This window comes from Tepidimonas fonticaldi (assembly GCF_001675355.1).
GTDB lineage: Bacteria > Pseudomonadota > Gammaproteobacteria > Burkholderiales > Burkholderiaceae_C > Tepidimonas > Tepidimonas fonticaldi.
Genome location: NZ_LZDH01000034.1, coordinates 24,329 through 38,077, shown reverse-complemented (window position 1 = coordinate 38,077; position 13,749 = coordinate 24,329). Strand labels below are relative to the sequence as shown.

The following is a 13,749-nucleotide window of genomic DNA, read 5'->3' as shown; positions in this document are numbered from 1 at the left end:
CTTCATGGCGGCGATTGCTGGTGACGGGAACCGGCGGTCTGGCGCTGCTCGCGGGCTTCATCCTGCTCGGCCAGGCGATGGGCACCACGAGCATCAGCACCATCGTCGCGCAACTGCCGCAGATGCCCGCATTCCCGACCCTGACCGCGGCGCTGGTGTTGATGCTGGTCGGCACGTTTACCAAGAGCGCGCAGTTTCCATTCCATTTCTGGCTGCCCAACGCCATGTCGGCCCCGACGCCGGTGTCGGCGTACCTGCATTCGGCCACGATGGTCACGCTGGGGGTGTATCTGCTGGCCCGCTTCGACCCGGGGTTTGGCGAATGGACGTTGTGGAAGTGGGCGCTGAAGGCAGCCGGGTCGCTCACCGCGGCGTGGGGCATGGTGCTGGCGCTGCGGGAGCGCGACCTCAAGCGCATCTTGGCGTGGTCCACCGTGGCGACGCTGGTGACGCTGGTGGGGCTGCGCGGCGAGGGCGCCACGGTCGCCGTGGGGGCGCTGCTGCTGGCGCACGCGCTGTACAAGGCGCCCCTGTTCTTCGTGGCGGGCAACATCGACCACGGCACGGGCACGCGGGTCATCGACCGGCTGGGCAATCTGCGCCATGCCATGCCGTGGACGGCCGCCGCCGCGCTGCTGGCCGGGGCGTCCATGGCGGGCATGCCCATGTCGTTTGGCTACATCGCCAAGGACGTGATCCTGGCTGCCAAGGGAGGGGATGAGGTGTTCGCGTTCGCGCGGGCGGCCAACACCGTGTTTGGCGCCATCGCCGTGGCGGTGGCGGCGGTGGCCGCGATCCGCTGGCTGCAGCACGGGCGCCTGCCGGGCTACGGGGTGGCGATGCTCGCGGTATTGACGGCCGCCTTGGGCACCGTGCTGCTGGGGGGCGGGGCGGTTCTGCTGGTGATCGCCGCCTGGGGCGTCGTCGCCCTGCCCGATGCCTTGTCGCGCCAGCATGCCGCGACCAAGGCGGGCACGTTGGCGGTGGCGCTGGTGTGCGCGGGTGCAGCGTTTGCGGTGGCGGAGTCGTCGTGGACCTGGCGCCTGCTGCTGATCATCGGTTTTTTGCTGGCGACGCTGCCCGTTGCCTCCAACCTTCTGGCCCGTGCCGCGGTGCGCGAAGCCGGGCAGGAGGCCGACGCTGCCCGCGCCCCGGTGGTCGGCAGTGATGCGGGGCCCGCAGCACCCGGGTCGCTTCCCCCCCGGCCGCGGCTGATCGCCGCGCCGAAAACGCCCCCGGCGCGCTTCCCTACAATCGGTGGTTTTCAACCCGTCCCGCCCTGCGGCGGATCGGGCGCCGTGCGCGCCTGTCCCATGCCAGACCGATTGCCGTGCTGCTGTTGATCGTCTTATTGCCCTTGCTCGTGGGCACCACTTTGACAGGGTGGCTGGGCGGCCGTTCGCGCCGCTGGACGGTGGTGGCCGCCGCGACCGTCACCGCCTGCAGTCTGGCCTTGCTGGCCCTGCACGCGTCGGCCGTTTGGAGCGGTGCGGGGGTGTACGAATTCCACCCCTGGGTGAATGACATCGGGCTGAACATCGGCTTGCGGCTCGATGGCCTGTCGTTCCTGTTCGCGGGCCTGATCACGGTCATCGGGCTGTTGATCATTCTGTACGCGAGCTACTACCTGTCGCCCGAGGATTCGGCGGCCAAGTTCTACGCGGTGATGATGCTCTTCATGGCCGCGATGCTGGGCGTGGTGCTGTCGGACAACCTGCTGCTGCTGGTCGTCTTTTGGGAGCTGACCAGCGTGTCGTCCTTCCTGCTGGTGGGGTACTGGAGCCACCGGCCCGAGGCTCGCAGCGGCGCGCGCCAGGCCCTGGCCGTGACCGGCGGCGGCGGGCTGGCCATGCTGGCGGGTTTGGTGATGCTGGGCTGGATCGCCGGCACCTTCGAGCTGAGCGAAATGACCGGCCGCGCGGCCGAGATCCAGGCGGACCCGCTGTTCGTGCCGGCGCTGCTGCTGATCCTGCTGGGGGCGTTCACCAAGAGCGCGCAGTTTCCGTTCCATTTCTGGCTGCCCGACGCCATGGCCGCGCCGACGCCGGTGTCGGCCTACCTGCACTCGGCCACGATGGTCAAGGCCGGCGTGTTCCTGCTCATGCGCATGTACCCCGTGCTTGGCGGCTCAGGCTGGTTCGAGGGCATCGTCACCGCGGCGGGGTTGGCGACCTTGGTGTTTGCCGCCATCATCGCCATCTTCAAGCACGATCTGAAGGGCTTGCTGGCCTACTCCACGGTCAGCCACCTGGGGCTGGTGACCTGTCTGGTTGGCCTCGGGTCGCCGCTGGCCGCCGTGGCCGCGGTGTTTCACGTCCTCAACCACGCCACGTTCAAGGCGTCGCTGTTCATGGTGGCCGGCATCGTGGACCACGAGACGCATTCGCGCGACATGCGGCAGTTGGGCGGGCTGTGGGCGTTCATGCCCTGGACGGCGACGCTGTCCCTGGTCGCAGCGGCCTCCATGGCCGGGGTGCCGCTGACCAACGGCTTTTTGTCCAAAGAGATGTTCTTTGCCGAAGCCGTGGCGGGTGCCTCAGCGGCAGGGGTATGGCTGCCGGCGGCGGTGACGATCGCGGGCATCTGCAGCGTGGCGTATTCGCTGCGCTTCGTGCACGACACGTTCTTCAACGGTCCGCTGGGCGAGGTGCCCAACCGCCATCCCCACGAGCCGCCGTTGGGTATGAAGCTGCCGGTCATCCTGCTGGTGGTGGCCTGTCTGGCGGTCGGGGTGTTGCCGGCCGCGACCTTCGGGCCCCTGGTGCATGTGGCGGCGACGGCCATGGTCGGGCGCGAGTTGCCGGACTATCACCTCGCGATCTGGCATGGCGCCAATCTGCCGCTGCTCATGAGCGTCGTGGCATTGGTGGGCGGCGGGCTGTTCTACGCCCGGCTGGCCCGGGGCCGGCGCCTGCACCGCATCCAATCCGAAGCCTGGTTTGGGACTTTGACGGGGCGGCAGATCTTCGAGTCGGCGGTCGATGCGACGTTTGCCCTGGCCGGGCGCGTGTCCGTGGCGCTGGAAAACGGTTCGCTGCAGCGCTATGTGGCGTGGATGCTGGGCGCCGCCATCGTCGTGGCCGCGGCCCCGCTGATGGGGGAACACATCGGCACCGGCGGGCGCGAGCTGTTGCCGGCCAACCCGCTGGCCGTCGTGGTCTGGCTGCTGCTGGCGGCCACCTGCGTGACGCTGGTGATGACGCACCACCACCGCTTTCAGGCCGTGGTGCTGGTGGGGGTGGTGGGGTTGGCGACCTCGCTGGTGTTCGTGGGGTTGTCGGCGCCCGATCTGGCGCTGACGCAGTTGTCGGTGGATCTGGTCTCGACGGTGCTGCTGCTGATGGGGCTGGCGCTGCTGCCCCAGCACTCCCCGCGCGAATCGTCGAGCAATCGCCGGCTGCGCGACGCCGCGCTGGCGCTGGCGGGGGGCGCGGGGATCGCCTGGATCGCGTGGGTGATGCTGACGCGCGATCACGCCTCGATTGCCTGGTATTTCCTCGAGCAGTCGCTGCCCATGGGAGGGGGCGCCAACGTCGTGAACGTGATCCTGGTCGATTTCCGCGGTTACGACACCTTTGGCGAGATCACGGTGCTGGCCATCGCGGCGATCGGGGTGCTGGCGCTCATGGAAGGGATGCGCACCCACCGCCCGATCGTCGATGCGCAGGGCCGGCGCTGGACCTTCGCGCAGCATCCGCTGCTGCTGCGGGTGGCGGCGTCGGTGGTGCTGCCGGTGGCGATGGTCGTGGCGATCTACATCTTCATGCGCGGCCACAACATGCCGGGTGGGGGCTTCATCGCCGGGCTGGTGACCGCCGTGGCGCTGGTGCTGCAATCCATGGCGATGGGCCAGGACCGCGCCGAGGCGCTGCTGCGCACCGGGGGCGGGCGGCGGTTCGTGCGCTGGATCGGCTCGGGGCTAACCATCGCGGGGCTGACCGGTGCCGGGGCGTTTGTGTTTGGGCGGCCGTTCCTCACCAGTGCGCATGGCCATCCGCAGGTGCCCCTGCTCGGTGAGCTGCCGCTGGCCAGCGCCGCCCTGTTCGACCTGGGGGTGTATGCGACGGTGGTGGGCGCCACGCTGTTGACCATATCGGTTCTGGGGGCGGCCAGTGTGGAGGCGCCTCCGTCCACCCCACCCCGCGGAGGACGTCACCCATGAGCATGGAGTTTCTCGTGGCCACGGGCATAGGTCTGGTGGCCGCCTGCGGCATCTACCTGCTGCTGCGCGGGCGGACCTTCCCGGTGGTGCTGGGTCTGTCGCTGATCAGCTACGCGGTCAATGTGTTCATCTTCGTCATGGGACGGCTGTGGACCGATGCGCATCCCATCCTCGTCGGCAACGAGCCCGTGGCGGATCCGCTGCCCCAGGCGCTGGTGCTGACGGCGATCGTGATCGGCTTTGCCACCACCGGCTTCATCGTGGAGCTGGCGCTGCGCAGCCACCACGAGGGGGGCAGCGACCATGTGGACGGGGCCGAGCCGGGCGGCAGCCGCGGGGCGGCGCCGGGCGCGCGTGACGGAGGGGCGGCGTGATGGGGGCGGCGTTGCTGGGTTTTTGGGAGCAGCACGCCCCGGTGCTGTCGGTGCTGCTGCCGTCCTTCACCGGGATGGCCCTGCTGTTGTTGGGCGATCACGATGGGATGTCCGCGCAAGGGGGCGGGCACGAAGGCGGGCGGGCCGCTTGGCGGCGGCGCCTCAGCCTGGCGTCGGCCCTGCTGGGGTTGGCCCTGGCCGTGGCCCTGGTGGGCCGGGCCAGTGGGGGCGAGCTGACCGTCTATGAACTGGGCGAGTGGCCGGCGCCGTTTGGCATCGTGCTGGTGCTGGACCGCCTGTCGGCGCTGATGGTGCTGCTGACCTACCTGGTGGCGGTCCCGGTGCTGTGGTACGCCTGCGGGGGGTGGGACACGCGCGGCCGGCATTTCCACGCCATCTTCCATTTGCAGCTCATGGGGCTCAGCGGGGCGTTCCTCACGGGCGACCTGTTCAACCTGTTCGTCTTTTTCGAGGTGCTGCTGATCGCGTCCTACGTGCTGATGCTGCACGGCCTGGGGCGCGAGCGCTTGCGCATGGGGGTGCACTATGTGGTGCTCAACCTGACGGCATCGGCGCTGTTTTTGATCGGGTTGTCCATGTTCTACTCGGTCACCGGCACGCTCAACATGGCCGACGCCGCCCTGCACGTGGCGCGGCTGGACGGCGCATCGCTGCGGCTGGCACAGTCTGCCGCGCTGATCCTGCTGGTGGTGTTTGGCCTGAAGGCGGCGCTCGTGCCGCTGTACTTCTGGCTGCCGGGGACCTACGCCGCGGCCAGTGCCCCCGTGGCGGCGCTGTTCGCCATCATGACCAAGGTGGGTGTCTACAGCATCGTGCGCGTCCATTGGGTGATTTTTGGGGTCGATGCCGGGGCCGCGTCGCTGACGGTACAGCCCTGGTTGCTGCCCGTGGCGCTGTTGACGAGTGTCCTTGGGGTGTTGGGCGCGTTGGCGGCCCACACCCTGGGGCGGCTGGTCGCGTACCTGACCGTGTCCTCGGTGGGCACGATCGTTGCGGGGGTGGCCCTGTTCACGCCGGAGACCTTGTCCGCGGCGATGTACTACCTGCTGCACAGCACCGTCGTGATCGCCGGGCTGTTTTTGTTCGTGGAACTGGCCGCGGCGCAGCGCGGGGCCATGCACGACCGGCTGCAGCCGGCCCCCGCGGTGCGCGAGCCCGTGCTGCTCGGCGTCATGATGCTGTTTGGCGCAGCGTCGGCGGCGGGGCTGCCGCCGCTGCCCGGGTTTTTGGGCAAGGTGATGCTGCTGCAAAGCACCGCGGGACTGCCCGCGCAGCCCTGGGTGTGGAGCGTGCTGATCGGGGTGGGCTTTCTGACCCTGTTGGGGCTGGCCCGCGCCGGTGTCGTCATGTTCTGGCATGTGCAGCCCGCGGTGGCACCACAGGCGTCGGGCACCAGCGCCCGCTTGCTGGCCGCCCCGTGGGCCTTCATGGCCGTGACCGTGGCCATGGCCGTTTGGGCCGCGCCCATCAAGGACTACACCGACGCCCTGGCCCAGCAGTTGACCGACAAGGCCCGCTATGCCAGCGCCGTCCTGGCCCGCCAGGGCGGCGTGGGCGTGCCCACCACGCGGCCCTACGACGGACGCCGCCCGGCCGCGCCGAGCAGCCCGGCGGTACCGCCGACCGATGCACAGGAGAGCCGGCCATGAGCGCCATCCCCCGTGAGCCGACCCGCCCCGGCACGCCGCCCACCGGCTGGCGGGTGCTGTTTCCCCATCCGGTGCTGTCGCTGCAGCTCGGCGTGACGTGGCTGATGCTGTCCCACAGCCTGGCGCTGGTGCATCTGCTGTCGGCGCTGGCGCTCGCTTGGGGCGTGCCGCGCCTGCTCGCCCCCTTTCTGGGCGATGCGAGCCGCCTGCACTGGCCCACGGTGGTGCGCCTGCTGCTCGTGGTGTTGTGGGACATCGTGGTGTCCAATATCACGGTGGCCCGGCTGACGCTCGGGTCGATGCAGCGGCCGCGCCCTGCGTGGTTGCGCGTGCCGTTGGCCACCGACCACCCGCGCGTCAATGCGCTGTTTGCCAGCATCATCACCACCACACCGGGGACCGTGTCCATGACCATCGACGAAGAGCGGCGCGAAATCCTGGTCCACGCCCTCAATTGCGACGATCCGCAGACGATGGTGGCCGACATGAAGGCCCGCTACGAGGCCCCGCTGATGCGGATTTTTCAGGTCGATCTCGACAGCCCGCACGGTGTGCGCACGGGAGGGCAGGCATGAGCAGTCCATTGCTGCTGTGGGCACTCAACATCGGTATCGTCGTCGTGGCGCTGTCGGTGCTGCTGTGCAGTTGGCGCCTGCTGCGCGGGCCCGAGCTGCCCGACCGTATCCTGGCGCTCGACACCCTCTACATGGGGATGGTCGCTTTGATCATCCTGCTCGACATCCGCTTCGACACCGAGCTGCTGTTCGAGGCGGCGCTGATCGTGGCCATGCTGGGGTTCGTCTCGACCGTGGCGCTGGCGCGCTATGTCACCCGCGGTGACGTGATCGAGTGAGAAGGGGCCGAACGTGAGCGTCGTACTGGAAAACCTGGCCGCGGTGCTGATCCTGGTTGCGTCGTTTTTTCTGCTCGTCGGGGCGATCGGGTTGATCCGCTTTCCCGATTTCTACATGCGGCTGCATGCCCCCACCAAAGCCTCCACGCTGGGCGTGGGCGGGGTGTTGATCGCGTCCATGCTGGTGACGCTGGCGCATGGCCGGCCCGGCATCGCGGAGCTGCTGATCACGCTGTTCGTGTTCGTGACGGCGCCGGTGTCCGCCAACCTGATGGCCCAGGCTGCGCTGCACATGCGCCTGGCATCCCAGGCGCCCGTCCCGCGCGACGCCGTGCCGGAGCGCCGCGCGGCAGACCGCTGACGCAGGGGCGTCCCGCGCGAGCCGTCCCGCTCAAGCGGCGGGAGTGCCGTCCACCGGGCAGGCCTCGGGCAGGCCATAGAAGTGGCGAATGCCCTCCCAGGCCGCCTCGGGCGTGTCCACATAGGTGAACAGATCCAGGTCCTCGGGCGAGATGACGCCCTCGTCGACCATGGCGTCGAAGTCGATCAGGCGCTTCCAGTACGCGCTGCCGTACAGGAACACCGGTACCGGCTTGGCCTTGCGGGTCTGCACCAGGGTCAGCACCTCGAACAGCTCATCCAGCGTGCCGAAGCCGCCGGGGAAGGCCACCAGCGCCTTCGCGCGCATCAAAAAGTGCATCTTGCGCAGCGCAAAGTAGTGGAACTTGAAGCACAGCTCCCGGCTGATGTAGGGGTTGGGGGCTTGTTCGTGCGGCAGCAGGATGTTGAGCCCGACGCTGGGCGCTCCGAGGTCGTGCGCGCCGCGGTTGGCCGCTTCCATGATGCCGGGCCCCCCGCCCGTGACGATGTAGAGCTGATCCACCTTGGGGCAGGATTGGCTGTAGGCCGCCACCAGTTGGGCAAAGCGCCGCGCCTCGTCGTAAAAGTGGGCGTTGCGCCGCAGCGCCTCGGCGCGGCGGATCGCTTCAGTATCACCACTGGCCTGCGCCCGGTGCCACGCGGCATCGGCCTCGGCCGGTTCGCGAAAGCGGGCGCTGCCAAATACGACGATGGTGTTTTCGATGCCGGCGTCGGCTTGCGCCAGATCGGGCTTGAGCAACTCGAGCTGGAAGCGGATGCCGCGTGTCTCGCGCCGCAGCAGGAACTCCGGGTCGGCGAATGCCAGCCGGTAGGCGTCGGGCGGCGGGCGGGTGCCGTCTTCGGACAGCAGGTGCATCTCGACGATGGCATCGGCCAGCCGACGGGTTTGCAGGTCGTGGATGTGGTCCGGATGCGTGGGGGCGGTGGCGTCGTCGTGCATGATCGCGGGTGCTCCAGGCGTGAAAAAGGCCCCGGATGGGGCCTGTTGGATTCCGCAGGCGCCGGCAAATTCCGGCGCCCGGTCGGCTTGGCGGTATCAGACGCGCTTGCGGTATTCACCGGTGCGCGTGTCGATTTCGATCTTGTCGCCTTGCTCGACGAAGATCGGCACCATGACCTCGAAGCCGGTGGCGATCTTGGCGGGTTTGAGCACCTTGCCCGAGGTGTCGCCCTTGACGGCCGGCTCGGTCCAGGTGACTTCGCGCACCAGCGACGTCGGCAGTTCCACCGAGATGGCCTTGCCCTCGTAGAACACCACCTCGGCGGCCATGCCGTCCTCCAGGTAGTTGAGCGCGTCGCCCATGTTCTCGGCCTCGACCTCGTACTGGTTGTACTCGGTGTCCATCCAGACGTACATCGGGTCGGCGAAGTAGGAGTAGGTGCACTCCTTCTTGTCGAGAATGATGTTGTCGATCTTGTCGTCGGCCTTGAAGACGACCTCGGTCGCGCTGTTGTTCAGCAGCGCCTTGAGCTTCATGCGCACGGTGGCGGCGCCGCGGCCGCCGCGCTGGTATTCGGTTTTGAGGACGATCATCGGGTCCTTGCCCTGCATGATCACGTTGCCGGCGCGGATTTCTTGGGCGAGTTTCATGGTACCTCTGGCGGGGGGCGTGATTCGACTGATCAGCCTCACATTGTACCGCGGCGGCCGTACACGAAGGCCAGCAGCCGCGTCAACAGGTCGTCCTGCGTCCACAGGCGGTCGCGGGCGGCGCGGGCGGCGGCCTGCCACTGGGCCAGGCGCTCGGTCGTCAGCGCGGGGGGGTCGACCCCCGGGACGCCGTTCCACGCCCGCAGCCAGGCCTGCCAGTCCGCCGGGGCGTCCAGCCAGGCCAGAAAGGCCTCCAGCTTGTCGTGGTGGGCGCCATCGTCCTGCGGGTAGAGCTGCCACAGGAATGCGCGACCGGCCCACAGGGCGCGCACCAGGGAGTCCTCCCCGCGCACCAGGTTGAGGTCGCACGCCCACAGGCGTTCGTCGAAACCGGGCTGCGGCACGTTCTCGAGTACGCGCGCGGCGGCGCGGCTCGGCAGGGGCGGTGCCAGGGCGGCCCAGGCCGCGGCGCTGCGACCGGCCGCGACCAGCCATTGTGCGGTGGCCAAGGCGGGCTGGACGACCAGCCGGGGCAGGGCGCCCGGCTCGTAGCAAAACAGGCTGACCCAGGGGCCAGCATGGGGTCCGAGTGCCGCGCGCCAGGTCTGGGCGTCGAAGCGGGCTTGGTGTTGCGCCAGGTCCGCCTCGCGCAGCAGTCCGCCGGTGTCGGGCGTGAAGCCGGGGAAGAAAAACCACTTGGTGCGCCCCGCCAAGGGGCCACTGAGCACGGGCGAGGGCAGGCCGTGGCTGCGCGCGACCCACGGTTCGGCGCTGAGGTACTCCAGATTCAGCCAGACGGTGGGCCGTCCGTCGCGGCCCACGGGCGGCAGCAGCGCCGCCACCCAGGCGTCGGGCACATGGCACCCAAAGGCCTCCACCAGCACGTCTGCCGGGGGCAGGGACGGGGGCGGGCAGTCAGCCCGGCCGCGCGGCCACGGGTGGATCTGCACACCGGGCACGTGCCCGGCGCGCGCGCCGGGGGCCATCCAGTCCAGCGCGGCGGCGTCGTCGATCCACAGCCGCACCCGCTGACCCGCCGTGGCGAGTTGCTGGCACAGGCGCCAGCAGACGCCCACATCGCCCCAGTTGTCGATGACATGGCAAAACACGTCCCAGGTCAGTGGGGGAGGGGCCGCGTTCAGCGAACGCGGGGCGGCGGGCGCGGTACAGTGCGCGCTGTCGCGGCCCCCGGTGGCCGGCGCGGTGGAGTGCAAGACGGGATCGGACATGTCAGCAGTGCATTCGGACGAGTTGTTGCGCGCGGTGGCGGCCTTGCCGTCGCTGCCGGGCGTGTACCGGTATTTCGACGAGGCCGGCACGCTGCTCTACGTGGGCAAGGCGCGCGATCTGAAAAAGCGCGTCAGCAGCTACTTCCAGAAAACCCATGACGGCACGCGCATCGGCCACATGGTCGGCAAGATCGCCCGGCTGGAGACCACGGTGGTGCGCTCCGAGGCGGAGGCGCTGCTGCTGGAAAACAACCTGATCAAGACCCAGCAGCCGCGCTACAACATTCTGTTTCGCGACGACAAGAGCTACCCCTACCTGCGCCTGAGCGCGAGCACCTGGGTGCCCGATGCGCCCCAGGCAGGGCGCACCCCAGGCGCCGCCAACCCCGACCATTATCCGCGCATGTCGTACTACCGCGGGGCGGTGGATCGGCGCCACCAATACTTTGGCCCCTATCCCAGCGCCTGGGCGGTGAAGGAGACGATCCAACTCCTGCAAAAGGTGTTTCGCCTGCGCACCTGCGAGGACACGGTGTTTGCGCACCGGACCCGGCCCTGCCTGCTCTACCAGATCAAGCGCTGCAGCGGCCCGTGCGTGGGCTTGGTGTCGCCCGCGGACTACGCGGCCGATGTGCGCGCGGCCAGCGCCTTTCTGAACGGCGAGAGCCAGGCCGTGCTGGCGGAGCTGGAGGCGCGCATGTTTGCCCACGCCGAGCGGCTGGCGTTCGAGCAGGCGGCCGAGGTGCGCAACCAGATCGCGGCCCTGTCGCGCGTGCTGCATCAGCAGAGCATGGAAAGTCTGGACGACCAGGACGTGGACATTCTGGCCGTCCGGGTGCAGGGGGGGCGGGCGTGCGTCAACCTGGCGATGGTGCGCGGCGGCCGCCACCTGGGGGACCGGCCCGCTTTTCCGGCGCATGTGGAGGACGGCGCGGCGTTGGCCGATCCGGACCAGCCGGGCACGGTGGAGCAGCGCGTGCTGGAGGCCTTTTTGGCCCAGCACTACACGCAGGTGCCGCCCCCGCCCGTGCTGGTGCTGGGGGCGCCGGTGGACGAGGCGCTGCTGGCGGCCCTGTCCGAGCAGACCGGGGTGCGGCTGCGGCCCGTGTTCCACCCGCGCGAGCAGCGCCGGCTGTGGCTGGAGATGGCGCAGAAAAACGCCGATTTGCAACTGGCGCGCCTGCTCGCGGAAGAAGGCTCGCAGCAGGCGCGCACCCGCGCCCTGGCCGAGGCATTGGGCCTGCCCGCCGAGTCGCCCGAGGCCCTGGCGCGCCTGCGCATCGAGTGCTTCGACATCTCGCACACCGCGGGCGAGGCGACCATGGCATCGTGCGTGGTGTTCGAGGGCCACCAGATGCAGCCCTCGCAATACCGGCGCTACGCCATCGAGGGCATCAACCCGGGCGACGACTATGCCGCCATGCGCCAGGTGCTGCAGCGCCGCTATGGCAAGCTGGCCGCCGCGCTGGCGGACGCCGGCGGGGACGCGGGCGTGGCTGCGGCGGAGTCGGATGCGCAGGGAACGACCCGCCCCCGCAGCGAGGCCCAGGTCCGTCTGCCCGACGTCGTGCTCATCGACGGCGGTGTGGGCCAGGTCAACGCCGCGCGCGAGGTGTTTGGCGCCCTGGGTCTGGACCTGGGGCGCTTGGTCGGCGTGGAAAAGGGCGAGGGCCGCAAGGTCGGGCTGGAGGAGCTGGTGTTTGCCGACGGGCGGGAGAAGATCTACCTGGGTGCCGACTCCGCCGCGCTGATGCTGGTGGCGCAGATTCGCGACGAAGCGCACCGCTTTGCGATCACCGGCATGCGGGCGCGCCGCGCCAAGGCCCGCACGGGGGGCAGCCGGCTGGAGGACATCCCCGGCGTCGGGCCCAAGAAGCGTGCCCGCCTGCTGGCGCGGTTTGGCGGGGTGCGGGGGGTTGCGGCGGCCAGTGTGGAGGATTTGGCCGCGGTGGAGGGGATTTCCGCCGAACTGGCCGAGACCATCTACCGGGCCCTGCACGGATAAGGACGCATAATCGGACGCCATGTTTTTCAACCTGCCGACGCTGCTGACCTGGGCCCGCATCGCCGCGATCCCGCTGATCGTCGCGGTGTTCCACTGGCCCGGGTTGACGCTGCCGGCGCAAAACGCCCTGGCCACGGTGCTGTTCGTGGTGTTTGCGCTGACCGACTGGGCCGACGGCTATCTGGCGCGGCGGCTCAACCAAACGTCGGCCTTCGGTGCCTTTTTGGACCCGGTGGCGGACAAGTTTTTGGTCTGCGCCTGCGTGCTGGAGCTGGTCAGCCTGGACCGCGTCCATGTGTTCGTCGCGCTCATCATCATCGGGCGCGAGATCGCCATCTCCGCCCTGCGGGAATGGATGGCCACCATCGGCGCGGTGCGCAGCGTGGCCGTGCACATGGTGGGCAAGGCCAAGACGGCCACGCAGATGGTGGCCATTCCGTTTTTGCTGTACGACGGGGTGCTGATGGGCATCGACACGCGCTGGTGGGGCACGGTGCTGATCTGGGCCGCCGCGGTGCTGACGGTGTGGTCCATGGTGTACTACCTGAACAAGGCCGTCCCCGAGATTCGCGCCCGCGCCCGATGACTGCCGCCGACGACTCCGCCTGGATCCGCGCCATGCCCGCGGTGTTCGTGCTGATCTGGAGCACGGGCTTCATCGTCGCGCGCTTCGGCATGCCGCACGCGCCGCCGATGACCTTCCTGGCGTGGCGCTACGCGCTGTCGATCGCCTGCTTCGGCGTGTGGATCGCGTGGGCCCGCGTGGCGTGGCCGCGCGCGCCGGCGCAATGGGGGCACCTGGCCGTCACCGGCGTGCTGATGCACGCCGGCTACCTGGGCGGCGTGTGGGCGGCCGTCAAGGCCGGCATGGGGGCGGGGCTCTCAGCCCTGATCGTCGGGCTGCAGCCGGTGCTGACGGCGGTGTGGCTGTCCGCCACCGGCGGGCGCGTGACGGCGCGCCAGTGGCTGGGGCTGACGCTGGGCTTGGCGGGGCTGGTGCTGGTGGTTTGGCACAAGTTCGGCCACGGCGGCCCCGGCGACAGCGCCACGCCGGTGAACGTGGCGTTCGCGGTGGCGGCGCTGCTGTCCATCACCGCCGGCACGCTGTACCAGAAGCGCTTTCTGGCCCCCTGCGACGTGCGCACCGCCAACACCGTGCAGCTGGCCGCGGCGCTCGTGGTGACGCTGCCGCTGGCGTGGCTGGAGCGCGAGCCGATGCACTGGAACCTGGAGTCCGCCGGCGCCATGGCGTGGTCGGTGCTCGGCCTGACGCTGGGCGGCAGCTCGCTGTTGTACCTGCTGATCCAGCGCGGCGCGGCCGCATCGGTGGCGAGCCTCATGTACCTGGTGCCGCCGTGCACGGCGCTGATCGCCTGGGTGCTGTTCGGCGAGCCGATCACCGCCACGACGCTGACCGGCACGGCGCTGACTGCCCTGGGCGTGGCGCTGGTGGTGCGCGGCGGTCCGCCGCGCTGAACCGTCGC

13 protein-coding genes are annotated in these 13,749 nt (G+C 69.6%); 10 read left to right on the top strand and 3 right to left on the bottom strand.

Going from position 1 to position 13,749, the window contains the following annotated elements:
• Positions 1-20: 20 nt before the first annotated feature.
• From A9O67_RS03700 to A9O67_RS03670, 7 genes are read left to right on the top strand one after another with little or no spacing between them, the layout of a single operon-like run.
• Positions 21-1,343, top strand: a complete 1,323-nt coding sequence (locus A9O67_RS03700) for a proton-conducting transporter transmembrane domain-containing protein (RefSeq protein WP_068607462.1) — start codon at positions 21-23, stop codon at positions 1,341-1,343.
• Positions 1,331-4,162, top strand: a complete 2,832-nt coding sequence (locus A9O67_RS03695; protein WP_068607460.1) for a monovalent cation/H+ antiporter subunit A — start codon at positions 1,331-1,333, stop codon at positions 4,160-4,162. Before A9O67_RS03700 ends, A9O67_RS03695 begins: the two co-directional genes overlap by 13 nt.
• A 2-nt stretch (positions 4,163-4,164) precedes the next feature.
• Positions 4,165-4,536, top strand: a complete 372-nt coding sequence (locus A9O67_RS03690) for a Na+/H+ antiporter subunit C (RefSeq protein WP_197484428.1) — start codon at positions 4,165-4,167, stop codon at positions 4,534-4,536.
• Positions 4,536-6,206: a monovalent cation/H+ antiporter subunit D gene (locus A9O67_RS03685; protein ID WP_068607456.1), complete on the top strand. Its 1,671-nt coding sequence runs from the start codon at positions 4,536-4,538 to the stop codon at positions 6,204-6,206. Before A9O67_RS03690 ends, A9O67_RS03685 begins: the two co-directional genes overlap by 1 nt.
• Complete coding sequence (locus A9O67_RS03680) at positions 6,203-6,781, top strand: Na+/H+ antiporter subunit E (RefSeq protein ID WP_082955333.1); 579 nt, start codon at positions 6,203-6,205, stop codon at positions 6,779-6,781. Before A9O67_RS03685 ends, A9O67_RS03680 begins: the two co-directional genes overlap by 4 nt.
• Positions 6,778-7,059, top strand: coding sequence for a K+/H+ antiporter subunit F (locus A9O67_RS03675; protein ID WP_082955332.1), 282 nt, complete (start codon positions 6,778-6,780; stop codon positions 7,057-7,059). Before A9O67_RS03680 ends, A9O67_RS03675 begins: the two co-directional genes overlap by 4 nt.
• 13 nt (positions 7,060-7,072) lie before the next feature.
• Positions 7,073-7,420, top strand: a complete 348-nt coding sequence (locus tag A9O67_RS03670) for a Na+/H+ antiporter subunit G (protein ID WP_068607454.1) — start codon at positions 7,073-7,075, stop codon at positions 7,418-7,420.
• A 30-nt stretch (positions 7,421-7,450) separates the two neighbouring features.
• Here A9O67_RS03670 and A9O67_RS03665 read toward each other — a convergent pair whose 3' ends face one another.
• The 3 genes from A9O67_RS03665 to earP form a co-directional block, all read right to left on the bottom strand.
• Complete coding sequence (locus A9O67_RS03665; RefSeq protein ID WP_068607452.1) at positions 7,451-8,380, bottom strand: LOG family protein; 930 nt, start codon at positions 8,378-8,380, stop codon at positions 7,451-7,453.
• A gap of 96 nt (positions 8,381-8,476) precedes the next feature.
• A complete protein-coding gene (gene efp / locus A9O67_RS03660; RefSeq protein WP_068607450.1) occupies positions 8,477-9,031 on the bottom strand; it encodes an elongation factor P in 555 nt (184 codons plus the stop codon).
• Positions 9,032-9,069: 38 nt separating this feature from the next.
• Entirely contained in the window at positions 9,070-10,260 is a 1,191-nt protein-coding gene (earP, locus tag A9O67_RS03655; protein ID WP_082955331.1) for an elongation factor P maturation arginine rhamnosyltransferase EarP, read from the bottom strand.
• Here earP and A9O67_RS03650 point away from each other — a divergent pair.
• Genes A9O67_RS03650 through A9O67_RS03640 form a run of 3 tightly spaced genes read left to right on the top strand, consistent with a single transcriptional unit; the run spans position 10,259 to position 13,741 of the window.
• Positions 10,259-12,265 (top strand): excinuclease ABC subunit UvrC, encoded by a 2,007-nt coding sequence (locus tag A9O67_RS03650; protein ID WP_068607448.1) that lies wholly within the window; start codon positions 10,259-10,261, stop codon positions 12,263-12,265. The genes earP and A9O67_RS03650 overlap by 2 nt on opposite strands.
• A gap of 19 nt (positions 12,266-12,284) precedes the next feature.
• Entirely contained in the window at positions 12,285-12,851 is a 567-nt protein-coding gene (gene pgsA, locus A9O67_RS03645; protein ID WP_068607446.1) for a CDP-diacylglycerol--glycerol-3-phosphate 3-phosphatidyltransferase, read from the top strand.
• Positions 12,848-13,741: a DMT family transporter gene (locus tag A9O67_RS03640; protein ID WP_068607444.1), complete on the top strand. Its 894-nt coding sequence runs from the start codon at positions 12,848-12,850 to the stop codon at positions 13,739-13,741. Before pgsA ends, A9O67_RS03640 begins: the two co-directional genes overlap by 4 nt.
• Positions 13,742-13,749: the final 8 nt, after the last annotated feature.

Bases quoted from the DNA above. Each gene is read 5' to 3' on its own strand.
- earP (WP_082955331.1), bottom strand. From the start codon at position 10,260: ATGTCCGATCCCGTCTTGCACTCCACCGCGCCGGCCACCGGGGGCCGC.
- A9O67_RS03690 (WP_197484428.1), top strand. From the start codon at position 4,165: ATGGAGTTTCTCGTGGCCACGGGCATAGGTCTGGTGGCCGCCTGCGGC.
- efp (WP_068607450.1), bottom strand. From the start codon at position 9,031: ATGAAACTCGCCCAAGAAATCCGCGCCGGCAACGTGATCATGCAGGGC.
- pgsA (WP_068607446.1), top strand. From the start codon at position 12,285: ATGTTTTTCAACCTGCCGACGCTGCTGACCTGGGCCCGCATCGCCGCG.
- A9O67_RS03680 (WP_082955333.1), top strand. From the start codon at position 6,203: ATGAGCGCCATCCCCCGTGAGCCGACCCGCCCCGGCACGCCGCCCACC.
- A9O67_RS03665 (WP_068607452.1), bottom strand. From the start codon at position 8,380: ATGCACGACGACGCCACCGCCCCCACGCATCCGGACCACATCCACGAC.
- A9O67_RS03640 (WP_068607444.1), top strand. From the start codon at position 12,848: ATGACTGCCGCCGACGACTCCGCCTGGATCCGCGCCATGCCCGCGGTG.
- A9O67_RS03675 (WP_082955332.1), top strand. From the start codon at position 6,778: ATGAGCAGTCCATTGCTGCTGTGGGCACTCAACATCGGTATCGTCGTC.
- A9O67_RS03650 (WP_068607448.1), top strand. From the start codon at position 10,259: ATGTCAGCAGTGCATTCGGACGAGTTGTTGCGCGCGGTGGCGGCCTTG.
- A9O67_RS03685 (WP_068607456.1), top strand. From the start codon at position 4,536: ATGGGGGCGGCGTTGCTGGGTTTTTGGGAGCAGCACGCCCCGGTGCTG.